Annotated in this window: 23 protein-coding genes and 1 tRNA gene; 19 read left to right on the top strand and 5 right to left on the bottom strand. The window is 67.9% G+C overall.

The genetic code is table 11. From position 1 onward, the window contains the following. Positions 1–50: 50 nt before the first annotated feature. The 3 genes from dnaK (at position 51) to N0B51_RS07490 (ending at position 3,649) form a co-directional block, all read left to right on the top strand. Positions 51–1,985 (top strand): molecular chaperone DnaK, encoded by a 1,935-nt coding sequence (gene dnaK, locus N0B51_RS07500; RefSeq protein WP_259961694.1) that lies wholly within the window; start codon positions 51–53, stop codon positions 1,983–1,985. Positions 1,986–2,060: 75 nt separating this feature from the next. Then, a complete protein-coding gene (gene dnaJ, locus N0B51_RS07495; RefSeq protein WP_259961693.1) occupies positions 2,061–3,182 on the top strand; it encodes a molecular chaperone DnaJ in 1,122 nt (373 codons plus the stop codon). Then, the gene (locus N0B51_RS07490) at positions 3,179–3,649 is read left to right on the top strand and encodes a low molecular weight protein-tyrosine-phosphatase (protein ID WP_259961692.1); all 471 of its coding nucleotides are present in this window, start codon (positions 3,179–3,181) and stop codon (positions 3,647–3,649) included. The genes dnaJ and N0B51_RS07490 overlap by 4 nt, the downstream gene beginning before the upstream one ends. Here N0B51_RS07490 and N0B51_RS07485 read toward each other — a convergent pair. Beyond that, a complete protein-coding gene (locus tag N0B51_RS07485; protein ID WP_259961691.1) occupies positions 3,565–5,958 on the bottom strand; it encodes a patatin-like protein in 2,394 nt (797 codons plus the stop codon). The genes N0B51_RS07490 and N0B51_RS07485 overlap by 85 nt on opposite strands. Positions 5,959–6,031: 73 nt before the next feature. Between N0B51_RS07485 and radA the strand changes: the two genes are divergently transcribed. The 9 genes from radA (at position 6,032) to N0B51_RS07440 (ending at position 17,142) form a co-directional block, all read left to right on the top strand. Continuing rightward, positions 6,032–7,399 (top strand): DNA repair protein RadA, encoded by a 1,368-nt coding sequence (gene radA / locus N0B51_RS07480; protein ID WP_259961690.1) that lies wholly within the window; start codon positions 6,032–6,034, stop codon positions 7,397–7,399. A gap of 17 nt (positions 7,400–7,416) precedes the next feature. Continuing rightward, positions 7,417–7,947: a CvpA family protein gene (locus N0B51_RS07475; RefSeq protein WP_259961689.1), complete on the top strand. Its 531-nt coding sequence runs from the start codon at positions 7,417–7,419 to the stop codon at positions 7,945–7,947. Continuing rightward, entirely contained in the window at positions 7,944–8,390 is a 447-nt protein-coding gene (locus tag N0B51_RS07470; RefSeq protein ID WP_259961688.1) for an iron-sulfur cluster assembly scaffold protein, read from the top strand. The genes N0B51_RS07475 and N0B51_RS07470 overlap by 4 nt, the downstream gene beginning before the upstream one ends. A gap of 36 nt (positions 8,391–8,426) precedes the next feature. Beyond that, positions 8,427–10,091 (top strand): MFS transporter, encoded by a 1,665-nt coding sequence (locus N0B51_RS07465; protein ID WP_259961687.1) that lies wholly within the window; start codon positions 8,427–8,429, stop codon positions 10,089–10,091. Beyond that, the gene (alr, locus tag N0B51_RS07460; protein ID WP_259961686.1) at positions 10,088–11,128 is read left to right on the top strand and encodes an alanine racemase; all 1,041 of its coding nucleotides are present in this window, start codon (positions 10,088–10,090) and stop codon (positions 11,126–11,128) included. Before N0B51_RS07465 ends, alr begins: the two co-directional genes overlap by 4 nt. A 91-nt stretch (positions 11,129–11,219) precedes the next feature. After that, positions 11,220–11,789: a polyhydroxyalkanoate synthesis repressor PhaR gene (gene phaR, locus N0B51_RS07455; RefSeq protein WP_259961685.1), complete on the top strand. Its 570-nt coding sequence runs from the start codon at positions 11,220–11,222 to the stop codon at positions 11,787–11,789. A gap of 58 nt (positions 11,790–11,847) precedes the next feature. After that, entirely contained in the window at positions 11,848–13,389 is a 1,542-nt protein-coding gene (locus N0B51_RS07450) for an aminoacyl--tRNA ligase-related protein (protein WP_259961684.1), read from the top strand. 62 nt (positions 13,390–13,451) lie between these two features. Then, the gene (locus N0B51_RS07445) at positions 13,452–14,831 is read left to right on the top strand and encodes a M28 family peptidase (protein WP_259961683.1); all 1,380 of its coding nucleotides are present in this window, start codon (positions 13,452–13,454) and stop codon (positions 14,829–14,831) included. Positions 14,832–14,877: 46 nt separating this feature from the next. Next, positions 14,878–17,142, top strand: coding sequence for a ribonuclease R family protein (locus N0B51_RS07440; RefSeq protein ID WP_259961682.1), 2,265 nt, complete (start codon positions 14,878–14,880; stop codon positions 17,140–17,142). 1 nt (position 17,143) lies between these two features. Here N0B51_RS07440 and N0B51_RS07435 read toward each other — a convergent pair whose 3' ends face one another. Beyond that, positions 17,144–17,596, bottom strand: a complete 453-nt coding sequence (locus N0B51_RS07435) for a universal stress protein (protein WP_259961681.1) — start codon at positions 17,594–17,596, stop codon at positions 17,144–17,146. A 121-nt stretch (positions 17,597–17,717) separates the two neighbouring features. Here N0B51_RS07435 and N0B51_RS07430 point away from each other — a divergent pair, with 121 nt between their 5' ends. The 5 genes from N0B51_RS07430 to N0B51_RS07410 all read left to right on the top strand — a co-directional run bounded on the left by N0B51_RS07430 (position 17,718) and on the right by N0B51_RS07410 (position 21,328). Then, entirely contained in the window at positions 17,718–18,992 is a 1,275-nt protein-coding gene (locus tag N0B51_RS07430; protein WP_259961680.1) for a pyruvate dehydrogenase complex dihydrolipoamide acetyltransferase, read from the top strand. Between the two features lie 3 nt (positions 18,993–18,995). Next, positions 18,996–19,256 (top strand): hypothetical protein, encoded by a 261-nt coding sequence (locus N0B51_RS07425; RefSeq protein WP_259961679.1) that lies wholly within the window; start codon positions 18,996–18,998, stop codon positions 19,254–19,256. Between the two features lie 32 nt (positions 19,257–19,288). Then, positions 19,289–19,642 (top strand): acyl-CoA thioesterase, encoded by a 354-nt coding sequence (locus N0B51_RS07420; RefSeq protein WP_259961678.1) that lies wholly within the window; start codon positions 19,289–19,291, stop codon positions 19,640–19,642. Between the two features lie 9 nt (positions 19,643–19,651). Continuing rightward, a complete protein-coding gene (lpdA, locus tag N0B51_RS07415) occupies positions 19,652–21,067 on the top strand; it encodes a dihydrolipoyl dehydrogenase (protein ID WP_259961677.1) in 1,416 nt (471 codons plus the stop codon). Positions 21,068–21,163: 96 nt separating this feature from the next. Next, the gene (locus tag N0B51_RS07410; protein WP_259961676.1) at positions 21,164–21,328 is read left to right on the top strand and encodes a hypothetical protein; all 165 of its coding nucleotides are present in this window, start codon (positions 21,164–21,166) and stop codon (positions 21,326–21,328) included. Here the strand turns inward: N0B51_RS07410 and N0B51_RS07405 are convergent. Beyond that, entirely contained in the window at positions 21,325–22,524 is a 1,200-nt protein-coding gene (locus tag N0B51_RS07405) for a CaiB/BaiF CoA transferase family protein (RefSeq protein WP_259961675.1), read from the bottom strand. The two genes, N0B51_RS07410 and N0B51_RS07405, sit on opposite strands and share 4 nt — an antisense overlap. Continuing rightward, positions 22,521–23,321: a crotonase/enoyl-CoA hydratase family protein gene (locus tag N0B51_RS07400; RefSeq protein WP_259961674.1), complete on the bottom strand. Its 801-nt coding sequence runs from the start codon at positions 23,319–23,321 to the stop codon at positions 22,521–22,523. Before N0B51_RS07400 ends, N0B51_RS07405 begins: the two co-directional genes overlap by 4 nt. A gap of 83 nt (positions 23,322–23,404) precedes the next feature. Between N0B51_RS07400 and N0B51_RS07395 the strand changes: the two genes are divergently transcribed. Beyond that, positions 23,405–24,556: an acyl-CoA dehydrogenase family protein gene (locus tag N0B51_RS07395; protein ID WP_259961673.1), complete on the top strand. Its 1,152-nt coding sequence runs from the start codon at positions 23,405–23,407 to the stop codon at positions 24,554–24,556. Further along, positions 24,553–25,266, top strand: a complete 714-nt coding sequence (locus N0B51_RS07390) for an acyl-CoA dehydrogenase family protein (protein ID WP_259961672.1) — start codon at positions 24,553–24,555, stop codon at positions 25,264–25,266. The genes N0B51_RS07395 and N0B51_RS07390 overlap by 4 nt, the downstream gene beginning before the upstream one ends. A gap of 10 nt (positions 25,267–25,276) precedes the next feature. Here N0B51_RS07390 and N0B51_RS07385 read toward each other — a convergent pair. Next, a tRNA-Lys gene (locus tag N0B51_RS07385) sits at positions 25,277–25,352 on the bottom strand. Between the last annotated feature and the right edge of the window lie 78 nt (positions 25,353–25,430).

The raw sequence follows: 25,430 nt of genomic DNA, 5'->3' as shown, positions 1-25,430 counted from the left end.
GGGGGTCCGAAGGGCGGTGTCCAACAACGTACCAGACGAATAGGGAAACCATGGCCAAAGTTATCGGTATCGACCTCGGCACCACGAACTCGTGCGTTGCCGTCATGGATGGCGGCAAGCCGAAGGTGATCGAGAATTCGGAAGGCGCGCGCACCACGCCTTCGATCGTCGCATTCACCAAGGACGGCGAGCGGCTGATCGGCCAGCCGGCCAAGCGCCAGGCGGTCACCAACCCCGACAACACCGTCTTCGCGGTCAAGCGCCTGATCGGCCGCCGCTTCGACGATCCGGTGACCAAGAAGGACACCGAGCTGGTTCCCTACACCATCGTCAAGGGCAAGAACGGCGACGCCTGGGTCAAGGCCGGCGGCAAGGACCTGTCCCCGTCGGAAGTCAGCGCGTTCATCCTCCAGAAGATGAAGGAAACGGCCGAGAGCTACCTCGGTGAAACCGTCACCCAGGCGGTCATCACCGTTCCCGCGTACTTCAACGACGCCCAGCGCCAGGCGACCAAGGACGCCGGCCAGATCGCCGGCCTCGAAGTGCTGCGCATCATCAACGAGCCGACCGCGGCCGCGCTGGCCTATGGCCTCGAGAAAAGCGAGGGCAAGACGATCGCGGTCTACGACCTTGGCGGCGGCACCTTCGACGTCTCGATCCTCGAGATCGGCGACGGCGTGTTCGAGGTTAAGTCGACCAACGGCGACACCTTCCTCGGCGGCGAGGACTTCGACGCGGCGATCGTCGAGTGGCTCGCGGATCGCTTCAAGTCGAAGGAGAACATGGACCTTCGCACCGACAAGCTCGCCCTCCAGCGGCTCAAGGAAGCCGCCGAGAAGGCCAAGATCGAGCTGTCGAGCGCGCAGACCACCGAGATCAACCTGCCGTTCATCACTGCGCGCATGGAAGGCGGCAGCACCACCCCGCTGCACCTGGTCGAGACGATCAGCCGCGCGGACCTCGAAAAGATGGTGTCCGGCCTCATCGAACGCACCAAGGGTCCGATGAAGAAGGCGCTCGAGGACGCGGGCATCAAGGCCAGCGAGATCGACGACGTCGTGCTCGTCGGCGGCATGACCCGGATGCCCCGCGTGCGCGAGTTCGTGAAGGAGTTCTTCGGCAAGGAACCGCACACGGGCGTGAACCCTGACGAGGTCGTGGCGATGGGCGCGGCGATCCAGGCCGGTGTGCTGCAGGGCGACGTCAAGGACGTGCTGCTGCTCGACGTCACCCCGCTGTCGCTGGGCATCGAGACGCTGGGCGGCATCATGACCAAGATGATCGACCGCAACACGACGATTCCGACCAAGAAGAGCCAGACCTATTCGACCGCCGAGGACAACCAGAACGCGGTGACCATCCGCGTCTTCCAGGGCGAGCGCGAGATGGCGCAGGATAACAAGCTGCTCGGCCAGTTCGACCTCGTCGGCATTCCCCCGGCGCCGCGTGGCGTGCCGCAGATCGAGGTCACCTTCGACATCGACGCCAACGGCATCGTCAACGTCTCGGCCAAGGACAAGGGCACCGGCAAGGAGCAGCAGATCCGTATCCAGGCCTCTGGCGGCCTGTCGGATTCCGACATCGAACAGATGGTGCAGGACGCCGAGAAGTTCGCCGAAGAGGACAAGAAGCGGCGTGCGTCCGCCGAGGCGCGCAACCAGGCCGACAGCCTCGTCCACGCGACCGAGAAGCAGCTGTCCGAGCACGGCGACAAGATCGACGCGGACCTCAAGGGCCAGGTCGAGACGGCGATCGCCGAGGCCAAGACCGCGCTCGAAGGCGACGACGTCGACGCGATCAACGCCAAGGCGCAGGCGCTGACCGACGTTGCCATGAAGATGGGCCAGCAGATCTACCAGCAGGAGCAGGCTTCGGCCGATGCCCCCGCCGGTGGCGCTGCTGACGGGGCCGCCGACGGTTCCGGATCGGAGGAAGAGGTGGTCGACGCCGAGTTCTCCGAAGTCGACGAAGACGCCAAGGGCTGATAGCCCGAATGGAAACCCAACCGCCACCGGTGCGAATCCGCATCGGTGGCGGAACGGTTTAGGGCGGGGCAAGCAATGTCGGCTACCGAAATCGATTTCTACGAAGTGCTCGGCGTTGCCCGCGATGCGGACGCGGCCACGATCAAGAGCGCCTATCGCAAGCTCGCGATGCAGTACCACCCGGACCGCAATGCCGGGTGCAAGGAAAACGAGGACAAGTTCAAGGCCGTTTCGGCGGCCTACGAATGCCTCAAGGACCCGCAGAAGCGCGCGGCCTACGACCGCTACGGCCATGCCGCCTTCCAGCAGGGCGGCGGCGGTCCCGGCGGCTTCGGCGGCCAGGACTTCGGCGACATCGGCGACATCTTCGAGACCATCTTCGGCAGCGCCTTTGGCGGCGGCGGGCGCCAGCAGCCGCGCCGCGGCGCCGACCTGCGCTACGACATGGAGATCACCCTCGACGAGGCGTTCCACGGCAGGGAGCGCCAGATCGAGATCGAAGTCAGCCAGACCTGCGACACATGCGAAGGGTCGGGGGCGACGCCGGGCACGTCGGCGCGCCGCTGCAACCTTTGCGGGGGCATGGGCAAGGTGCGCGCCAAGCAGGGCTTCTTCGTCGTCGAGCGCGCGTGCCCCAACTGCCATGGCCGCGGCGAGGTGATCGAGAGCCCGTGCCGCGATTGCCGCGGCGAAGGGCGGATCGACCGGCCGCAGGCGCTCGACGTCGAGATCCCGCCGGGCGTCGATACCGGCACGCGCATCCGCCTTTCCGGCAAGGGCGAGGCCGGACCGCGCGGGGCGCCACCGGGTGACCTCTACATCTTCGTGCACGTAAGACCGCACCCGGTGTTCCAGCGCGAGGGCACGACGCTGCTCACCCGCGTGCCGATCAGCTTCACCACCGCCGCGCTGGGCGACAGCATCGAGATTCCCGACCTGGGCGGTGACCACCATCAGGTCACCATCCCGGCGGGCATCCAGAGCGGCAAGCAGCTGCGCGTGCGCGGCGCCGGGATGCCCGTGCTGCAAGGTCGCGGGCGCGGCGACATGGTGGTCGAGATCGTGGTCGAGACACCGACGAAGCTGACCCGTGCGCAGCGCGAGATCCTCGAGCAATTCCGCGAAACCGAAACCGGTGACGAATGCCCGGACAGCAAGGGCTTCTTCGACCGGCTCAGGACAGCGTTCGGCGGGTGACCACCGGGCGTCCGGCGATCCTGCTGGTTTGCCTCGGCAATATCTGCCGTTCGCCGCTGGCGGAAGCCGCTCTGAGGATCGAAGCCGAGCGCGCGGGGCTGTCGATCGAGATCGATTCGGCGGGTACCGGCGACTGGCACGCCGGTAATCCGCCTGATCCGCGTGCGCAGGCGGTCGCCCGGGCGGCGGGAACGGACATTTCCGACCTGCGTGCGCGGCAGGTCACTTCCGATGACTTTTGCCGTTTCACGCACATCTTTGCGATGGACGCGCAGAACCTCGCCGACTTGCACGCGGTCATGCCCCGCGATGCGACCGCGCGCGTTGCGCTCCTGCTCGACGCGGTACCGGGACGCGAAGGCGCCAGCGTCCGCGACCCCTATTACGGCGGCGAGCAACTGTTCGAAGACACCTGGGACGACGTTTCGCTTGCCGCGCGCATGATCGTCTCGTCCCTGGCAGGCTGACCGCGCGCCGCGCCGATCTCGGCGCGGATATCCGAGACGAGCCGCGGATCCGCCAGCAACCGGCCTTCTTCCTCGTCGAGGATGGCCAGGAACGCGCGCCGCTTGAACTCGGCGCAATCGCTTTCCTCGAAGCCTGGGTGGGTCGAACAGACAAGGTCGATCATCCGTTCCGCACCGTGGAGCCGCCCCCACAGATAGTCGTTTTCCCGGTAGGCGCGGCTGAAGAACGCGCCGAAATTGTAGAACTCGGTCCCGCGCAGCGTCGCGCCGGTGCCCCCGGCGCGGATCGAGCGTGCGTCCTCGGGGCTGATGCGATCGACCTTCACCGCGTCGAACTCGGTCAACCCCTCGTTCTGGAGAAGCGGGAGCGTGGCGACATCGTAATAGGGAAACCCGAGATAGGCGAGCAGCACCCGGCGGCGCAGCTCCTTGGGCATGGCCTCCAGCGCGTCGGCGAGCAGCTGCTCGGCCTGGGCGTCAATTTCCGGTAGCAGCCGCCGCTCGGCGAGTGCGTCGAGCACCGCGCCCGGATCGCTCATCACGTTCTCGGCGATAACCGCGAAGTCGTCGCCCAGGTGGCCGGTGCCCTCGCGCGCGAAATACAGGGCCAGGATGCGGTAGATCGCCTCGCGGGCTGCCTCGAGCGCCTCATCCGGGATCGAGGGATCCGCTTCCCATTCGCGCGACAGCCGGCGGGCGATCAGGCGCAACCGCCGGATGCGGAAGGCAAGATCGTGCGCCCGCAGGAATGCAATCGCCTCGGGGCTCGCGGTGCCCGATGGCTCGACCAGCGAGGCGAGGCCGCGCGCGTCGAGTTCCTCGCGCAGCCGCAGCACGATCGGCTCGGCGTCGGCGAGCTTGAGCGCAGGCGCCGACTCGAGCACGGTCCGTGCCAGCGTGTCGACGATGCCCGCGACTTTCGCCTGCGCATAGGGATGGAAGGCGTAGCCGGCCTTCTCCGCTGCGGCGGTTTGCGCCTTGTTGCGCCAGCTTGCGAGCCGCTTGGGCGTCGGCTTGTCGAGGAACAGGGTGAGGCCGAACAGGCGCTCGACCGATTCCTCGACCTGGGGTCGCAGCGCACCGACGATGCGCTGCAACTTGATCGCCTCGCGGGTCTGCTTCTCCAGCGCCTCGAGGTTGTCCCGGATCGGCTGCTCGCGCGGGATGGCCGAGATCGAGCCGACGATCGCCGCGAAGAAGCCGACCGGCTTGTCGATCCGCGCGCCGACCGTGCCGAAGCGATCGGGGGTTGGATCGATGTAGACGAAGCGCCGGTCGACCTCGCGCTGGGCCGGGCGCGACGGAAGCGCGGCCCGCGCGGCGGCGAAAGGCGCGTTGATCAGCACCGAGCCATCGATGAGCGAGACGTTCTCGGCGTTGCCCTGGCGGGCGTGCACCGGCATGACCCGTTCGACGAACTGCGACCGGGTGGCCCATTCGCGCCCGCGGTCGAGGGCCAGCTCGTCGATCTCGCCCAGCTGGAGGGGCGGAAAGGCACCCGGAAAGCTCGCCGTCGCGCGCGCCGCCAACGTCAGTTCGAGAGGCTCGGCCAGCGGCTCGCCGCCCTGCGCGGGCACCTTGCTGCGAAAGCCGATCGGCAGGCGGTGCTCGCTCTCTTCGACCGCCGGCGGACTGTTGAGCCTCAGCAGTGACAGGTGCCCGCGAAAATCGGTCGCGGTGACGAGCAGGTCGAGCGGGTGACCGGGCGGGAGGAGAGGCGGCTCGGGCGTTTCCGCCGCCATGGCCATCAGGCCGTCGTAGAGCAGCTTGGAAAAGCCCAGTCCCGAAAACGGCGGCTCGAACCAGCGCCCGCGGATCAGGTGGGAAACCTTGCGGCGCACTTCGGCGCGCGTTTCGGGTGCGACGCTTTCGCTCACCGCGTTGCCGGGCCGGCGCAGCAGCCACCAGACGAGCGGCATGGCCCACAACTTCGCCGCGCGCGACCAGGGGCGCGCCTTGGGATCGAGCAGCCGGTCGACGTCGGCGGTCTCCAGCCACAGTTCGGTCAGCGGTTCGAGGCTGGCGCCCGAATGAATCGCCTCGGCCAGGAAGATCGCGTTGATGCCGCCCGCGCTCGCCCCCGTGACGATGTCGGGCAGGACCCGCAGCCGCAGGCCGTGTTCGCCTTCGATTCGCGCTAGCAGATCGCGGTACACCGCGCGTACCCCTGCGGCCGGGGGGCTGTCGCCGACATGGTCGCGGCTTGCCCGGGCAAGGTGCCAGAGCTCCTTGGTGACCCCGTGCATGTAGACCGCCAGACTGACCCCGCCGTAGCATACGAGTGCCAATCGGAGTTCTTTCTGCCGCATGGCACTGCTTGTGCCGGGCAAAAGGCGGAAGCGCAATTGCGTTCCACGAATGTTCCGGTTACGCGTCGAGGCGATGGCCAAGACGAAACGCCGCTACGTGTGCCAGAACTGCGGTTCGGTGAGCAGCCGCTGGCAGGGCCAGTGCGCCGACTGTGCAGAATGGAACACGCTGGTCGAGGACGCGCCGGCGACGGTGTTCTCGATGAAGCACGATCTGTCGAGCGGGGGGCGCAGACTCGCGTTCGAGGCGCTCGACGCGCCGGGCGAACCGCTGGTGCGGCTGCCGACCGGGCTGGCCGAGTTCGACCGCGCGCTGGGCGGCGGGCTTGTCCCGGGATCGGCAGTCCTGATGGGCGGCGATCCGGGCATCGGCAAATCGACACTCCTGCTGCAGAGCGCGGGCGCGGTGGCCAAGCGCGGGCTGCCGGTGGTCTACCTGAGCGGAGAGGAAGCGGCCGGCCAGGTGCGGATGCGCGCCGGCCGGCTGGGGCTGGCCGATGCGCCGATCAAACTCGCCAGTTCGACCAGCGTGCGTGACCTGCTGACCACGCTTGGAGCAATGGAGCCGCCCTCGCTGCTGGTCGTCGATTCGATCCAGACGATGCACTCCGACACGATCGAGGGCGCGCCGGGCACGGTCAGTCAGGTGCGCGGCTGCGCGTTTGAGCTGATCCGGTATGCCAAGGAAAACGGCGTCGCGCTGGTGCTCGTCGGTCACGTGACCAAGGACGGCACCATCGCCGGGCCGCGCGTGCTCGAGCACATGGTCGACGTGGTGATGAGCTTCGAGGGCGAGCGGAGCCACCAGTACCGCATCCTGCGCGCGCTCAAGAACCGCTTCGGCGCGGTCGACGAGATCGGCGTGTTCGCAATGGAGGGGGCGGGCCTTGCGGAGGTCGGCAACCCGTCGATGCTGTTCCTGTCGGGCCGTGACGAACCGCTCGCCGGCAGCGCGGTGTTCCCCGCGCTCGAGGGGACGCGGCCGGTGCTGGTCGAGATCCAGGCGCTGATCGTGAAGCTGCAGTCGGGCGCTACCCCGCGCCGCGCGGTGGTGGGCTGGGACAGCGGGCGGCTCGCAATGCTTCTCGCGGTGCTCGAATCGCGCTGCGGGCTCAATTTCTCGTCGGCCGAAGTCTATCTCAACGTCGCGGGGGGCTACCGGCTTTCGGACCCGGCGGCAGACGTCGCGGTAGCCGCCGCGCTCGTATCCGCGCTCGCGGACAAGCCGCTCGAAACCCGCGGCGTGTGGTTCGGCGAGATCTCGCTGGCAGGGGAAATCCGCCCCGTTGCCCACGCCGGGCTGCGGCTGCGCGAGGCGGCCAAGCTCGGCTTCGGCACCGGGTACGGCCCGGCCGACGTGGATGCCGGTTCATCGGGACTTAACTATCGCGGTCTAAGCCGGCTCGCCAATCTCGTTGACCGGGTAATGGCATCGGCATAACAGGGCCGGGATCGCGAATGACGGGTTTCGATCTAATTGTTCTCCTGGTCGTCGGGACGGCGGCGGTAGGCGGTTTCATGCGCGGTTTCGTGCAGGAATTGCTCTCGCTCATCGTCTGGGCCGTCGCGATTCTTGCAATCCATAACCTGCATACCCCCCTCTATGATTTCCTTCTCCCCAAGGTCGGCAGCCCGCCGGCGGCGGCGACGGCGGCCTTTGCGATGCTGCTCCTCATACCCTACGCCGGGATCAAGCTGATCGTGGGGCGGTTCGGCGAGAGCAGCCGGGTTTCGATGCTCGGTCCGATCGATCGGGTCCTGGGTTTCGGATTCGGCGCGATCAAGGGCGCCATCGTGGTGGTTTGCGGCTTCGCACTGCTGGTGCTTGGCTACGATGCGGCATGGGGCATCGCCGGGCGGCCCGACTGGATCAAGCAGGCCCGCACGTATCCGCTGGTCAACGCCAGCGCCGATGCCCTGGTCCAGCTGATCGAGGATCGCGACGAGGAACGGCGCAAGGCGCAGTCGCGGATCCCGGTCCGCCGGTGACCGCACCGGCCCGCGGGGGATCTGCGCTCTACACGCCCGACCTGCTCGCGCTTGCCGTATCGCTCGGCACGCTTCCATTCGATCCGTCGATGCCGCTGATCGGCGAGGCCCGCTCGCGGACTTGCGGAAGCGCGCTCCTGCTGTCTGCCGCGCTCGGCGATGATCGTCGGATCGAGCGCCTGGGCCTGCGGGTGAGCGCCTGCGCGGTGGGGCAGGCCGCGGCCGCGCTGTTCGCGAACGCGGCGACCGGGTGCGCAGAAGACGAAATCGCGGCGGCTCGGGCACAGATCGCCGGCTGGCTGGCGGGATTGGAGCCGGCGTCCGCGTGGCCGGGCCTGTCGGTGCTCGAACCGGCCCGCGCGCACCCTGCGCGGCACGGCGCGATCCTGCTGCCATGGGATGCGGCGCTGGCCGCGCTTTCCAAGCAGGAGTCGCCTCGCTAGAGCTTGCGCCCGAACAGGAAGGGGAGCCACGCCGCCATGAGCGAAATCGCCGCCGCGCCGGGAGCACGGTCGACGCATCACCAGCCGAGCGCGAAAGAGATCCGCCTCGTCATCGCTGCTTCGAGCGCGGGCACGGTCTTCGAATGGTATGACTTCTTCATCTACGGCACGCTCGCCGCGCTGATCGGCAAGGCCTTCTTCCCGGCCGACAACGAGACGCTGCAACTGCTGCTCGTCTGGGCCGGTTTCGCGGTCGGCTTCGGGTTCCGTCCGCTGGGCGCGATCCTGTTCGGGTTCCTCGGCGACAAACTGGGGCGCAAGTACACCTTCCTGGTCACTGTCACGCTGATGGGGGTGGCGACCGCGGGCGTCGGCCTGGTGCCCGGCGCGGCGACGATCGGCCTGCTCGCGCCGGCCATCGTGATACTGCTGCGCATCCTTCAGGGCCTTGCGCTCGGCGGCGAATACGGCGGCGCGGCGATCTATGTCGCCGAACACGCGCCGCCTGAAAAGCGCGGGTTCTACACCAGCTTCATCCAGGCCAGCGTCGTCGGCGGTTTCGTTCTGTCGATCATCGTGGTGATCGCCTGCCGGACCTTCATTCCCGAGGACGCCTTCAACGCCTGGGGCTGGCGCGTGCCGTTCCTGCTCAGCCTGATCCTGCTCGGGATCAGCCTGTGGATGCGGTTGAAGCTTTCCGAGAGCCCGGTGTTCAAGGCGATGAAGGAGGCCGGCGAAATGGCCGGAAATCCCTTCGTGGAAAGCTTTACCTACCCGGGCAACAAGAAGCGGATCTTCGTTGCGCTGTTCGGCATTACCGGCGTGCTGACGACGATCTGGTACACCGCGTTCTTTTCCGGGCTCAGCTTCCTCAAGGGACCGATGCGGGTCGACGCGGCGACCAGCGAATGGATCATGCTGATCGCGGGCGGCATCTCGATGAGCTTCTACCTCGTGGTGGGCAAGTGGTCCGACCGGGTCGGGCGCAAGCTGCCGATCGTCGTCGGCGCGGCGCTTTCGCTGGTGCTGCTGTTCCCGATCTTCTGGGGCATCGGCGCGCTCGCCAACCCTGGCCTTGCCGCGAGCGCGCGGAGCGAGCCGGTGGTCGTCTCGGGCGACGGCTGCACCTACGATCCGTTCGCGAGCGTCCAGGCGACCGAGTGCGGGCGGGTGCTGTCAGACCTGACCGCGCTCGGCGTCAGCTATGACGTGGCACCGGGCGAAGGCGCGACCGTCGTGACCGCGGGTTCGGATGTGCTCTCGGTCGATATCCTCGAGGGCGCCAGCGGCAAGGCCGCATTCCAGGCGGCGCTCGAGGCGAAGGGATATGACTTCTCACCGCAGCACCCTCCGCTCGCCAACCTGATCGGCATCGTCGCGCTGGTCTGCGCGCTCGGGATGCTCTCGGCGCTGACCTACGGGTCGGTAGCGGCGCTGCTGGCGGAGATGTTCCCGCCGCAGATCCGCTATTCCTCGATGTCGATCCCCTATCATATCGGCGCCGGCTACCTCGGCGGTTTCCTGCCGCTGATCGCGGGCTACATCGTCGCCACGACGGGCAACGCCTATGCCGGGCTGTGGTACACCTGGGGCATCGTCGCGTTCGGGCTGTTGGTCGCCTGGTGGGGCATCCGCGGCGGGCCGCCGCGTGATTTCGAGGACAGCGGCGAGGCGCCACCGGTATCGCCCGCGACGCCATGACCGACCTCCCGCCGCCCAGCCTGCGGCTCGATCTCGACGCGGAGGCGCTGGCCGCCAACTGGCGCGCGCTCGACAAGATGTCGGGCGCGGCGCGCGCAGGCGCGGCGGTCAAGGCGGACGGCTACGGATTGGGCGCGGCGAACGTTCTGCCGGTGCTCGCGCGGGCGGGGGCGCGGGATTTCTTCGTGGCGCACTGGAGCGAAGTGCCCGGGGTCATCGCGCACGTTCCTCCGGCGCAGGTTTCCGTCCTCCACGGGCCGCGGAACGAGGCAGACTGCGCCTTCGCCCGCGCCACCGGGGTGCGTCCGGTGCTCAACAGCATCGAGCAGGCCGCGCGGTGGCAGGCGAGCGGCGGGGGTGCCTGCGACCTGATGGTCGATAGCGGGATCAACCGCCTCGGGCTGCCGATGGAGGCAATCGGCGATCCCGTGATCGACGGCCTCGAGGTCGAAATCCTCATGTCCCATCTCGCGAGCGCCGACGAGGACGTGCCGCAGAACGCCGAGCAGCTCGCGCGCTTTCGCCAGGCGACCGCTGCGATCCCGGCAAGGCGCCGCAGCCTCGCCAACAGCGCCGGCATCGCGCTCGGCGGGGATTTTGCATTCGACGTCACCCGGCCCGGCATCGCGCTGTACGGCGGCGTCCCGCGCAGTGCGTTCGAAGGCGTGATCCGCCAGGTCGCGAGGCCCCGAGCAGCCATCGTGCAGGTGCGCCGGATCGCTCCCGGGGACGGCATCGGCTACAATGCCAGTTTCCGCGCGCGCGAGGCGATGCGGGTCGGTGTCGTCTCGCTTGGCTATGCCGACGGTTTCCTGCGCGCTCGCGGCCGGGACCACGCCTTCCGGCACGAGGGGGCGGCCTTGCCCCTGCTCGGCAAGGTGTCGATGGACATGGTGGTCGTCGACCTTGCTGCCGCGCCTGAACTTGGGGAAGGCGACTGGGTCGAGGTCCCGTTCGACCTGCCGGACGAAGCGGCACGGTCGGGACTTTCGCAATACGAGGTGCTGACGACGACAGGCGTCCGTCTCCGGCGCTGAACGATGCTGCGCACAAAGTTTGCAGCATTTGTTGCGCTGCAAATGCTGCGAGTGCTAAGAGTGAACGGCAATCAACCAGGGTCTCAGGCACATGGCCAAGCGGGCAACCGACGAAGACGGCGCGATCGTCATCAAGAAATACGCCAACCGGCGGCTCTACAACACCGGCACGTCGAGCTACATCACGCTCGATGACCTCGCGAAAATGACCCGCGACGGCGTCGACTTCAAGGTGCTCGACGCCAAGACCGGCGAGGACATCACCCACACCATCCTGACCCAGATCATCATGGAAGAGGAATCGAGCGGCGGCGAGCAGATGCTCCCGATCGGTTTCCTGCGCCAGCTTATCTCGATGTACGGCAATTCGATGCAGTCGATGATGCCGGCCTATCTCGACGCGATGATGGATAATTTCCGCGCCAACCAGGCCAAGCTCCACGAGAGCTTCATGGCCCGGGCGCAGGGTACGCCATTTGCCAAGATCGCCGAAACGAACATGGCGATGATGCGCGCCGCGTCCGACGCGCTGATGCCCAAGCGGGGCGAGAAGGCGACCTCGTCCGCTTCGCCTTCTGCGGCGAAGAACTCCGACGAGATCGCCGAACTTCGCGCGCAGATGGCCGCGATGCAGAAGAAGCTCGACGATCTCGGCCAGTAATTGCGGCTTCGCCGCTCGCTCGCTAGGGGGCGCCGGCCACCGCTAGGAAGATTACTCCGTGTCCCAGATTCGCCATGCCCTGTCGGTCAAGCGCGCCGACGATTTCGCCGCCTGGTACCAGGAAGTCATCTCCGCCGCCGACATGGCCGAGGAATCGGGCGTGCGGGGGTGCATGGTGATCAAGCCGTGGGGCTACGGAATCTGGGAACGCATCCAGCGCCTGCTCGACAACCGGATCAAGGCGACGGGTCACGACAACGCCTATTTCCCGCTGCTCATCCCCCTCAGGAACTTCGAGCGTGAGGCCGAGCACGTCGAAGGCTTCGCCAAGGAAATGGCGGTCGTCACCCATCACCGGCTGATCGCCGACGGCAAGGGCGGACTGGTCCCTGACCCGGAGGCGAAACTCGAAGAGCCGCTCGTCATTCGCCCGACGAGCGAGACGATCATCGGCGACGCGATGGCACGCTGGGTCCAGTCTTGGCGCGACCTGCCGCTCAAGCTCAACCAGTGGGCCAACGTGATGCGCTGGGAAATGCGCACGCGGATGTTCCTGCGCACCAGCGAGTTCCTCTGGCAGGAAGGCCATACCGCGCACGAGACGGCGGTTGAGGCGAAGGAGCATACGCTGCGGATGCTCGAGGTCTACCGCGCCTGCGCCGAGGAAGACCTCGCGCTGCCGGTCATCGCCGGGGAAAAGCCCGAGAACGAGCGTTTTCCCGGCGCGGTCGAAACCTGGTCAATCGAGGCGATGATGCAGGACGGCAAGGCGCTGCAGGCGGGCACGAGCCACTACCTCGGCACCAATTTCGCCGAGGCGTCGGGCATCCGGTTTCAGGACCGCGACGGCGGCCAGCAGCTCGCCCACACGACCAGCTGGGGCGTCTCGACCCGCATGATCGGCGGCGTGATCATGGTCCACGGCGACGACGACGGGCTCAAGGTCCCGCCGGCGATCGCGCCGTGGCAGGTGGTTATCGTCCCGATGCTGCGCGAGGACGACGGCGACGGCGCGCTGATCGACTATTGCGAGGGGCTTCGCGCCAGGCTCGCAGGCGCCAGCGCGCTCGGCGAACCGGTTCGCGTGCTGCTCGACGCGAAGCCCGGCAAGGCCACGGCCAAGCGGTGGGACTGGGTGCGCAAGGGTGCCCCGCTGATCGTCGAGGTCGGCGGGCGCGACATGGAAGGCGGCAAGGTCAGCCTGCTGCGCCGCGACGCGCTGTGGGGCGAAAACGGCAAGCCCGCCTTCACTTTCCCTTCGCTGGACGATGCCGCATCGGCAATTCCCGCCGCGCTCGAAACAATGCAGGCGAGCCTGCTTGCCGAGGCGGCGGCGATCCGCGACCGCCGGATCGATCGTGCGATCACCGATTTCGCCGGGCTCGAGGCCTTTTTCGGCGAAGGGGTGAAGCATCCCGGCTGGGCCGAGGTCCAGTGGTCCAAGCCCACCGGCGCCGCGCTGGACGCCGTGACCGAAAGGCTCAAGGCGCTCAAGCTCACGCTGCGCAACGTGCCGGTCGGGGCGCCGCCGGCCGATGGAACCTGCATCTTCACCGGTAGCCCGGCGGTCGAACGCGTGCTGGTCGCCAAGGCATATTGACGACGCGATCGGCGCGGCCCCCTGGCGCTTGCCAACCGCGCCGGGGGGACTAACAAGGCCCGATGCAGACACGCTTTTTCGCCACCGCCGCGCTTTTCGCCGCCGTTCCCCTCAGCGCCGCTGACCGGCCGCCAGAGGGCGTGTCAGAGGCGCGCCTGAAGTCCGACGTCGAGCGGCTGGTGGGGTTCGGCACCCGCCACACGATGTCGGATCCCCATCACAAGACCCGCGGCATCGGCGCCGCGCGGCGCTGGGGCGAGGCTGAGCTGCGCAAGACGAGCAAGGCCTGTGGCGGCTGCCTCGAGATCGTGCTGCCCGAGCGCGTGGTCGAAGGCGGCCGCATCTCGCGCCCGACGAAGATCGTCGATGTCGTCGCAATCCAGCGCGGCTTCGAGCGGCCCGACGAGGTGGTCATCGTGCAGGGGCACATCGACAGCCGGGTGAGCGACGTGATGGACTTCACCTCCGACGCGCCTGGCGCGAACGACGACGGCAGCGGCACCGCGCTCGTGATCGAAGCCGCGCGGGTGCTGTCGCAGCACAAGTACCCGACGACGATCGTCTACGCATTGCTCTCGGGCGAGGAGCAGGGGCTTCTCGGCGGAAGACTGCTGGCCGACTATGCCGAGGCGCAGGGCTGGACAGTGAAGGCCGTGCTCAACAACGACATCGTCGGCAATTCGTGCGGTTCGGATGGCTACTGCGATCCAGACCACGTGCGCGTTTTTTCCGAAGGGCCGCGCGCCGACCTCAACGATGCGGCGCGCGCTGCGCAGCGCCGCGACGGCGGCGAGAACGACAGCCCAAGCCGCAATCTCTCGCGCTTCATCGACGGACTCGATAGTCCTTCGCTCGAAGTGCGTCCGATCTGGCGGGCCGACCGCATGGGCCGGGGCGGCGATCACCTGCCGTTCCTCGACAAGGGGTATCCCGCGATCCGCTTCTCGGTCGCGGTCGAGGATTACGAGCACCAGCACCAGGACCTGAGGACCGAGGGCGGCACGAAGTTCGGCGACACGGTGGACGAGATGGACTTCGCCTATCTCGCCAGGGTGACCTCGCTGAACGTTCGCGCGCTCGACCGGCTGGCGCACGCGCCGATGCCGCCCGCGCCGATGGCCGACGCTGCCGTTCGCACGGATACTTCGATAGCGTGGAAGGGCGTGGCCGGGGCGACCGGCTACCGGGTCTTCGCCCGCCGGACCGATGCGGCCGACTGGGGAGAGCCTGTCGCCATCGTCCATTCGGAAACGGCGGCGGACGTCCGCCCGGTCACGCCGGTCGACCAGCGCGATTTCGCGTTCGTCGCCAAGCTGCGCGGCGACGACTGGATCTTCGGAGTCAGTTCGTGCGCGACCGGGGACGTGTGCAGCCCGGTCGCCAGCGCAGTGCCCGGCGGTGCCTTTACGCCCCTGGCCGAACCGGAAGGTGACAAGCCCTAGGACCGCCCCCATATCGGGCGCGATGCAGAAACGTTCCAAATCCGCCATGCCCACCCGGGCGCAGGTCCTCGAGTTCCTCCAGTCGTCCGACAAGATCGCCGGCAAGCGCGAGATCGCCAAGGCGTTCGGGCTGAAAGGACAGGAAAAGATCGCGCTCAAGGCGCTGCTCAAGGACATGGCCGAGGAAGGCCTGATCGACGGCAAGAAGACCGCCTATCACCGCATGGGCGGGGTGCCGAAGGTCACCGTGCTGCGCATCGCGGAGATCGACGACGGCGAGCCTTATGCGATCCCCGACGCCTGGTCGCCCGACGACGGCGCGCCGCCCCCGCGCCTGCGGGTGATCGAGGGAAAGAAGGGCAGGGGCAACGCCAAGATTCCCGCGCTCAAGGTCGGCGACCGCATCCTTGCCCGCACCGAGGAAACCGGGCGCGGGTGGCGCGCGCACCCGATGAAGAAGCTGCCCGCCCGCGAGGACGGGCTGATGGGCGTGGTCGAGATCGACCGCAGCGGCAAGGGCTGGCTCGCCCCGGTGGACAAGAAGGTCCGCAGTTCCGCGCCGATCGCCGATCTTGGCGGGGCGGAGGAAGGCCAGCTCGTGCTCGCCGAGCCCGCCGGCAAGAGCCCGCGCTCGGGCGTCAAGGTCGTCGAGGTCCTCGGCGACCCGCTCGAACCCCGGTCCTTCAGCCTGATCGCGATCGCCAAGCACGGCATCCCGCACGTCTTTTCGGACGAGGTGCTCGCCGAGGCGGAGCGCGCGGCGAAGCTGCCGCTTTCGAAGGAGCACCGCGAGGACCTGACCGGCCTGCCGATCGTCGCGATCGACCCGGCCGATGCGCGCGACCATGACGATGCGATCTGGGCCGAACCCGACGGCGAGGGTGGCTACCGCGCGCTCGTCGCCATCGCGGATGTGTCGTTCTACGTCCGCCCCGGCGGACAGCTCGACCGCGAGGCGAGGAAGCGCGGCAACTCGGTCTATTTCCCCGACCGGGTCGTCCCGATGCTGCCCGAAGTGCTCAGCGCCGACGTCTGTTCGCTGAAGGAGGGCGAGGACCGCGCGGCGATGGCGTGTCACCTGCGCATCTCCCCGCAGGGCAAGGTCACCAAGTGGCGCTTCACCCGCGCGCTGGTGCGCATCGCGCACAACGTCGCCTACGAGGACGCGCAGGCGCAGATCGACGACGGCAGCGCGCCCGAACACCTGCAGCACCTGTGGGGCGCATGGAAGCTCCTCGCCGCCGCCCGTGCCGAACGCGACCCACTCGAACTCGAACTGCCCGAGCGACAGGTCAGGCTCGACGATCAGGGCAAGATAACCGAGATCGCCGTGCGCGAACGGCTCGACGCGCACCGCGTGGTCGAGGATTTCATGATCGCCGCCAACGTGGCCGCCGCAAAGGCGCTCGAGGCCAAGACCGCGCCGGTGGTCTACCGCGTCCACGAGGCACCGGGGCGCGAGAAGCTGGTGGCGCTGCGCGATTACATGAAGACCTTCGGCCACAGCCTCGCGCTGGGCCAGGTCATCACCCCAAGCCTGTTCAACCGGATGCTCAAGGACATCGGCGACGAGAGCGAAAAGGCGCAGGTGATGGAAGCCGTGCTGCGCAGCCAGACCCAGGCTTATTACGGACCGGCGAACGCAGGACATTTCGGCCTCGCGCTCGGCTCCTATGCGCATTTCACCTCGCCGATCCGGCGCTATGCCGACCTGCTCGTGCACCGGGCGCTGGTCGACGCCTACAAGCTTGAGCAGCCCAAGCCGCCGACGGGCATCCCCGAGACCAGCGGCCTGTCCGACCGTGACAAGGCGGACCTGTCGAAGGTGTCCGAAGCGATAAGCCAGGCCGAGCGCCGCGCGATGGAGGCAGAACGCGACACGATCGACCGCTACGTCGCCGCGTGGCTCTCAGGGAGAGTGGGCGAGGTATTCGAGACCCGCATCACCGGCGTTCAGGGCTTCGGGTTCTTCGCGACGATCGTGGGCGTGGGCGGCGACGGACTGGTCCCGGTCTCGACGCTTGGCCGCGAGTACTTCAGCTACGACGAGGCTTCGCAGCGGCTCGTGGGGCAGGACAGCGGGACCACCTATGCACCGGGCGACAAGCTCGAACTGCGGCTGGCAGAGGCGAACCCGCTTACCGGCGCGCTCAAGTTCGAGCTGCCGGGGCAGGAAGGCCGGATCGAGCCGCGCGGCAATCGCCCGCCGGCGAAGGGAAAGCCGTCCGGTAAGCCGAAACCGAAACACGCACAGGGCAGGCGCGGCCGCCCGGGCAATATCCGCCACCAGGGCAGGGGGGGCAAGAAATAGGCTAGCTCAGGCGATCGATGTCCTCGTCGGTGAGCCCGCCGGGGACGACGAACAGGGGGCAGGGCAGGTGCCCCGCGGCGGCGCTGAAATGCGTCACCAGCGGTCCTGGCCCACCTTCGGCAGCGGCCCCCAGCACCAGGGCGGCGACTTCGGGGTGTTCGTCGAGGTACTGCTTGATGACTTCCTGCGCGCCGCCCGTTCTGACCGAGATAACCGGCATCTTGCCACTTTCCGCGAAGATCGATCCGGCGGCGCTGCTGGCGACCATCTCGGCCCGGTCGCGCGCTTCCTGCTCGATCGTCGCCTGGATCGCGCCGAAAGCGTTGAAGTTCTCGCGCTGGACAAGGGCGAGGATGTGGACCGATCCCCCCGTCTTCATCGCCCGGCGGCTGGCGAACCGCAGCGCGCGCAGGGCCTCGTCGGTCTCGTCCATAATCACCAGATAGACACGCATGGCGGCCCGCCCCCTCTCAGCGCAGCGATATCGGCGGAAAACGTATTCAGGGCAAGCCGCTTGCCCGGACGCTACGGCTTTGCCAAAGCGGGCGACGATCACTCCCCAGTGAAGGACAGCCATGCCGACGCCGATCAAGATGCCCGCCCTCTCGCCGACGATGGAAGAGGGCACGCTCGCCAGATGGCTCGTGAAGGAGGGTGACACGGTTTCGGCCGGCGACGTCATGGCCGAGATCGAGACCGACAAGGCGACGATGGAATTCGAGGCGGTAGACGAAGGCACGATCGCGAAGATCGAGGTGGCCGAGGGCACCGAAGGCGTAAAGGTCGGCACCGTGATCGCCATGCTCGCGGGCGAGGGCGAGGACGCGGGAGAGGCGGCTGCCGCGCCGACACCGGCACCCGCACCCGCTCCGGCGAAGGAGGAGGCGAAAGCCGCCCCCGCCGCCACTCCATCGCCTGCTCCCGCGGCCAGCGCGCCCAAGCCATCGGGCGACCGCGTCATCGCGTCGCCGCTGGCGAAACGTATCGCCGAACAGAAGGGCATCGACCTCAAGGGCGTGAAGGGTTCGGGTCCGAACGGCCGCATCGTCAAGGCCGACGTAGAAGGCGCGCAGGCGGGCGCCACCGCCCAGGCTACCGCCGCCGCTCCCGCGCCGAGCGCCGCCCCGACACCGGCACCCGCCGCCGCGCAGGACTTCGGCATTCCGCACACGAGCGAGAAGCTCAGCGGGATGCGCAAGACAATCGCGCGCCGCCTGACCGAATCGAAGCAGCAGGTGCCGCACATCTACCTGACCGTCGACGTGCGCCTCGACGCGCTGCTCAAGCTGCGGAGCGAACTCAACGCCGCGCTCGAGCCGCAGGGCGTGAAGCTGTCGGTCAACGACCTGATGATCAAGGCGCTCGCCAAGGCGCTGCTCCAGGTGCCCAAGTGCAACGTCCAGTTCGCGGGCGACGAGCTGCTGACCTTCAGCCGCGCCGACATCTCGGTCGCGGTGTCGGTGCCCACCGGCCTCATCACCCCGATCGTCAAGGACGCCGGCGCCAAGTCGGTCAGCGCAATCAGCACAGAGATGAAGGACCTTGCCGGCCGCGCCAAGGAGGGCAAGCTCAAGCTCGAGGAGTTCCAGGGAGGCACCGCCAGCCTGTCGAACATGGGCATGTACGGGATCAAGCAGTTCGAGGCGGTGATCAACCCGCCGCAGGGCATGATCATGGCGATCGGCGCGGGCGAGAAGCGCCCGTACGTCGTCGACGACGCACTCGCCATCGCCACCGTGATGAGCGCCACCGGCAGCTTCGACCACCGCGCCATCGACGGCGCCGACGGGGCCGAACTGATGCAGGCGTTCAAGACGCTGGTGGAAGCGCCGCTGGGGCTGGTGGCTTGAGCCATGCTTGAGTCCGTCGGCCTTGGAGGTGATGGCGACGAAGCCATCGCCATTGAAAACGCGTTTGCCCGCTTTGGCGTCGACGTGCCGATCGAAGATGCGCCCAAGTGGGTAACTGTAGGCGACGTTTGGTCGAGCCTCTGCCGAATTGTTCCGAGAGCACCCGATCAACCAGATGCTTTCCTACGATTTTGCACGGCGCTCGCCTGCGAGTCTTCCGTCGATCCTAGGCTCGTCGATCAAGACTCGCGGTTACTGGTTTGACCGACCGCGCTCCCCTCATCCGCGTGACCGCGATGCCTTCCGACACCAACCCCTATGGCGGCGTGTTCGGCGGCTGGCTGATGGGCCAGATGGCATTGGGCGCAGGCGCGCTGGCGTCGCGTGTCGGCAAGGGCAGGGCGGTGGTGGTCTCGGCGACCGACTTTGCCTTTCCCGGCGCGATGGCGGTGGGGGACGAGCTCAGCGTCTATTGCGAGGTCGCCGCGACCGGGCGCACCTCGCTCACCGTCGCCGCCGAGGGCATCGCGCGGGAGCGCAATGGCGAGGCGACGACCAAGGTGTGCAGCGGCACGTTCAAGTTCGTGCTTCTCGATGACGACAACAAGCCGCGCGCGGTGGCCGAAGCCGCGCTTACGGCGAACGACTAGGAAAGACCCATGGCTGACACCCAATACGACGTCATCGTGCTCGGCAGCGGCCCCGGCGGCTATGTCGCGGCGATCCGAGCCGCGCAGTTGGGCCTCAAGACCGCGATCGTCGAGCGCGAGTTGCTCGGCGGGATCTGCCTCAACTGGGGGTGCATCCCGACCAAGGCGCTGCTCCGAAGTGCCGAGATCCTGCACTATGCGCAGCACGCCAAGGACTACGGCCTCAAGATCGCCGGCAGCATCGAGGCGGACCTCGAGGCGGTGGTGAAGCGCAGCCGCGGCGTCGCCAAGCAGCTCAACCAGGGCGTCACGCACCTGATGAAGAAGAACAAGATCGCGGTGCACATGGGTGTTGGCACGCTGACCGGCCCGACTTCGCTGACGGTGAAGGGCGAGAAGGGGGAGGAAAAGCTTACCGCCAGGCACGTGATCGTCGCCACCGGCGCCCGCGCGCGCGACCTGCCGTTCGCCAAGGCCGATGGCAAGCGCGTGTGGACCTATCGCCACGCGATGACCCCGCCGGAAATGCCGAAGAAGCTGCTCGTCATCGGTTCGGGCGCGATCGGGATCGAATTCGCCAGTTTCTACAATGACATGGGTTGCGAGGTGACGGTCGTCGAAATGCTCGACCGGATCGTTCCGGTCGAGGACGCCGACGTCTCCGCCTTCCTCGAAAAGAGCCTGACCAAGCAGGGCATGACGATCATGACCGGCGCGGGGGTCGAGGACATCAAGGTTTCCGGCAGCGGCGTGAAGGCGAAGATCAAGGACAAAACGGGCAAGGTCTCCGAGACCGATTTCACCCACTGCATCGTCGCGGTCGGCATCGTGCCGAACACCGAGAACGTGGGCCTCGAAAAGCTCGTCGAAATGGACCGCGGGTTCATCCAGATCGATCCCTATGGCCGTACGAAGTCGAAGGGCCTGTGGGCGATCGGCGACTGCACGCCGGGTCCGTGGCTGGCGCACAAGGCGAGCCACGAGGGCGTCACCGCCGCCGAGGCGATCGCGAAGGAACTGGGCAACAAGGATGTCCACCCTCACCCGCTCGACCGCAACAACATCCCGGGCTGCACCTATTGCCACCCGCAGATCGCCAGCGTCGGCCTGACCGAGGCGAAGGCGAAGGAAGCGGGCTACGCGGTCAAGGCCGGGACCTTCCCGTTCATCGGCAACGGCAAGGCGATCGCGCTCGGCGAGGCGGAAGGTTTCGTGAAGACCGTGTTCGACGCAAAGACCGGCGAGCTATTGGGCGCGCACATGGTCGGGGCCGAAGTGACCGAGATGATCCAGGGCTACGTCGTCGGCAAGACGCTCGAGACGACCGAGGCGGAACTGATGAACACGATCTTCCCGCACCCGACGATCAGCGAATCGATGCATGAGAGCGTGCTGGCCGCCTATGGCCGCGCGCTGCACATCTGAGGCGCCATCGCTTCGTCGCAAGTCCCTGCAATTCGTCGCAAATTCGCGGAACGCGGCTCGCCTCCCGGCATTTCGGTCGGGAGAGGAGTCGCAGGCATGGAATTCGAGATCGAGGAAAGCCCGCAACCGGATGGAATGGTCTGGTATCGGTACTCGGACCGCTTCATCAGCCCCCAGCGCGATCGCCGCGATGCGGAAGTGACGCGGCCCGATATGCTGGACCGCGCGGTGCGCATCCCGGATCAGGAACCGCTTTCCTAGCCGATAGCCCCGGCATCGCGCAGGCGGGCGATCTCGGCTTCGTCGAGATCGAGTACGGATTGCAGCACGGCGTCCGCGTCCTCGCCCGCGCGAGGGGGGGCAGACCGGTACGCCGCCGGCGTGGCCGAGAGCTTGGCGGGGTAGCCGACGAAGCGAACCGCGGTGCCGTCGTGCCGCTCGATCGACCCGACAAGCTCGCGCGCCGCGATCTGCGGATGCGTCAGCGCCTCGGGCACGGTATTCACCCGTCCGCCCGGCACGCCCGCGTCGTTGAGCGCGGCGACGAGGTCGTCCGATCTCCAGCCGGCGATCACCGGCTCGATGATCGCCAGCAGTACATTCCGGTTTGTCCCCCGCGCGCTCATCGCGGCGAACCGGGGATCATCTGCCAGTTCCGGGAGGCCGAGGACCCGGCACAGCTTGGCAAATTGCCGGTCGTTCGCGGTTGCGATCAGGATGTCGCCATCGGCGCAGGCGAACACCTGGTAGGGCACGATGTTGGGATGCTGGTTGCCGAGCCGGCGCGGTTCCGGCCCGCCGTTGAGCCAGTTTGCCGCTTGGTTGCTCATCAGCGCCACCTGCGCATCGAGCAGCGCGAGATCGATGCGCTGACCTTCGCCGGTGCGGTCGCGGTGGCGCAACGCGGCGAGGATCGAGATCGCGGCGTAGAGCCCGGTGGTCAGGTCGCTGATCGGCACGCCCACCTTGGTCGGCGGGCCGTCCGCCGCGCCGGTGACGCTCATCAGCCCGCTCATTCCCTGGATCAGGAAGTCGTACCCCCCGCGGTCTTTCTCCGGACCGGTTTGCCCGAACCCGGTGATCGAGCACCAGACGAGGTCGGGCTTTACCGCGCGCAGGTCGTCGTAGTCGAGGCCGTACTTGGCAAGCCCGCCGACGCGGAAGTTCTCGATCACCACGTCGGAGCGCGCGGCGAGCTTGCGGACCAGCTCGGCACCCTCATCGCAGGCGATGTCGATGGCGATCGAACGCTTGTTGCGGTTCGCACACGAGAAATAGGCTGAATCGTTCGAATCGGGCAGGAACGGCGGCCCCCACGCGCGCGTGTCGTCCCCCGCGCCGGGTTGTTCGACCTTGATCACCTCGGCCCCCAGATCGCCAAGCACCTGCGCGCTCCACGGTCCCGCGAGCACGCGCGATAGATCCAGCACCCGAATCCCCTCGAGCGCGCCGGTCACGTGTCGCGTAGCTCCGGGGGGCGCTTGCCGAGGAAGGCGTCGATCGCCTCGGCGTGGTCCGCGGTGTGGTGCGACAATGCCTGGTAGGCGGCGGCCATTTCGAGGTGCGTAGGCAGCTTCTGGTCCATTCCTTCGCGCATCAGCCGCTTCGCCATGCGCGTCGCGTGGCCGGGATTGGCGGCGATGGCGCGGGCGATTTCCTGCGCACGCGGCAGGACATCCGCAGTCGGCACGACCTCGCTCGCGAGCCCGTAGCGCAGCGCCGTCGGCGCATCGATCGTGTCTCCGGTCAGGGTCAACAAACTCGCGTTCGACAGGCCGACGACCCGTGGCAGCAGCCACGCGCCTCCGCCGCCGGGAATGATGCCGAGCCTGACGTAGCTTTCGGCGACCAGCGCGTCCTCGGCCATGACCCGGACGTCGCACATCAGCGCGATGTCGAGTCCGAGGCCGATGGCGTGGCCATTGATCGCCGCGACGACCGGCACTTCGAGCTCCCACAGCGCCTTGCCGATGGTCTGGACGGTCGTCCGGTAATGGGTGCGCTGGTCGAACGGCGACCCGGCGAACAGGCCGGTCTTCTCCTTCATCGACTTGACGTTGCCGCCTGCGCAGAACGACTTGCCCGCCCCGGTAAGGACCATCGCGCGGACCGAGCGGTCGCGGGCCAGCTCTTCGGCGAGTGCGACGAACTCCGCGCTCTGGTCGGGATCCGTGATCGCATTGCGGTCTGCGGGCCGGTTCATCGTGACGGTCAGCACCGGGCCGTCGCGTTCTGTCTTGAGGAAGTCTCCCATAGGGCGGGCTGTAGGACGGGCGACCCGGCGCCGCAATGCGCGGGATTGCGATCGAGGCCGCGGTGTCCCAGACAGGCCCTCGCGTGTTCGATACCCTGACCCTCGCGGCGATTCCGCCGGAAGACGAAGCGTTGCGGGCGCAGGTCCGCGCGCTCGCCCGCGAGGCGGTCGCCGGGATGGCGCTCGATCGGCGCGCGCGCTCGTGGATGGGGTTCGACCCGGCGTTCAGCCGCCGGCTTGGCGCGGCGGGCCTGCTCGGCCTGACCCTTCCGACCGAATACGGCGGCGGTGGTCGCGGCCCCTTCGCGCGCTTCGTTGTCGTCGAGGAACTCCTGGCAGCCGGGGCCCCGGTGGGTGCGCACTGGATTGCCGACCGGCAGAGCGCACCGTTGATCCTGAACTATGGCACCGAGGTGCAGCGGCGCGCATACATCCCGCGGATCTGCCGGGGCGAGGCCCTGTTCTGCATCGGGATGAGCGAACCGGGCGCGGGTTCCGACCTGGCCGCGGTGCGCACCCGCGCCGAGCGAACCGGGGACGGCTGGCGCCTCAATGGCCAGAAGCTGTGGACCACCGGCGCGCACCACGTCGACTACATGATCGCGCTCGTGCGGACGTCCGGCGGGCCCGAGGATCGCCATGCGGGCCTGTCGCAGCTGATCGTCCCGCTCAAGGCACCCGGCGTCTCGGTGCGTCCGATCCGGGATCTCGCGGGCGACGCGCATTTCAACGAGGTCTTTTTCGAGGACGTCGACCTCGCCGCCGACGCGCTGATCGGCGAGGAGGGGCAGGGCTGGGCACAGGTAACCGCCGAACTCGCCTTCGAGCGAAGCGGGCCAGAGCGCATCTATTCGAGCCATGTCGTGCTCGAGGCCTGGATTGCGCACCTGCGCGCCGTTGGCCGAACGGATGACCGGGCGGCGGCGCTCGTCGGGGGCTTCGCGGCGCGGCTGGCGGCCCTGCGCGCGATGTCGATCGCCTGCACCGCGCGGCTCGCCGCCGGAGAGAGCCCGGTGGTCGAAGCATCGCTCGTCAAGGACCTCGGCACCGCGTTCGAGCAGGAGCTCCCGCTTGCCATCGCCGACGACCTCGCCGCCCATCCAGACGAATCGGCCGATACGGAGTTGGTGGCGGCGCTGCGCTACCTCACGCTGGTCGCGCCCAGCTTCTCGCTCAGGGGCGGCACGCGCGAGATCCTGCGCGGGATAATCGCCCGCGGGATGGGCCTCCGATGAGCGCGTTCCTGTCCCCGTTCGAGGCGATGCTGGACAAGCTGTTTCTGCCCGCGCGGGTGCGCGCGATCGATGCAGGAGGCGACTGGAGCCCTGAGCGCGTGGAGATCGAGCAATCGGGCTTCCTCGACGCGCTGGCGCCCGACATGGCGCTGCCGTTCGCAGAGGTCGCGGCATTGTGGCGCGCGATCGGCCGCCGCGCGGCGCCGCTCGCCATCGGAAAAGCGATGATCGGACGGTCGGGTCGGGACCCGGACACCGCGCAACCGGTCCTCCTTGCCGCCGCGATTTCGGGAGCGGCCGACCGCGTGCTCGATATGACGACCGCCTATGCCGGCGAGCGAAGCCAGTTCGGCAAGCCGATCGGGCGGCAGCAGGCGGTGCAGCAGCAGCTTGCGCTCATGGCCGAGGAGGTCGTGGCGATACGAATGGCGGTCCAGCTTGCGGCGGATTGTGATTGGCCAACCGCGGAACGCGCAGCGCTCGCAAAGGCGGTCGCCGCCATGCATGCCCCCCACGTCGCCAGCACGGCCCACGCCGTCCACGGCGCGATCGGCATCAGCGCCGAACACGACCTTCAGCTCTACACGCGCCGCCTGCACGCCTGGCGCCTCGAGGAAGGCGGAGAGACAGCGTGGTCGATCGCTCTCGGCCGCGCGCTGCTGGCCAGCGACGAAAACGCCCTCGACTGGATCCGCAATGTGCTGTTCTGAAGGGGAAGGATGGTGGACGCACTAGGGCTCGAACCTAGGACCCGCTGATTAAGAGTCAGCTGCTCTACCAACTGAGCTATGCGTCCGTTCCGGCATCCTGAAGGCCCGATTGCGCAGGCCCCGAATCGTCGGGAGAGGCGCATATAGCGTCCCTCTCGCAGATG

It is taken from the genome of Tsuneonella litorea, assembly GCF_025154015.1.
GTDB classification, from domain to species: domain Bacteria; phylum Pseudomonadota; class Alphaproteobacteria; order Sphingomonadales; family Sphingomonadaceae; genus Tsuneonella; species Tsuneonella litorea.
This window is presented reverse-complemented; position numbering and strand designations above follow the sequence as displayed.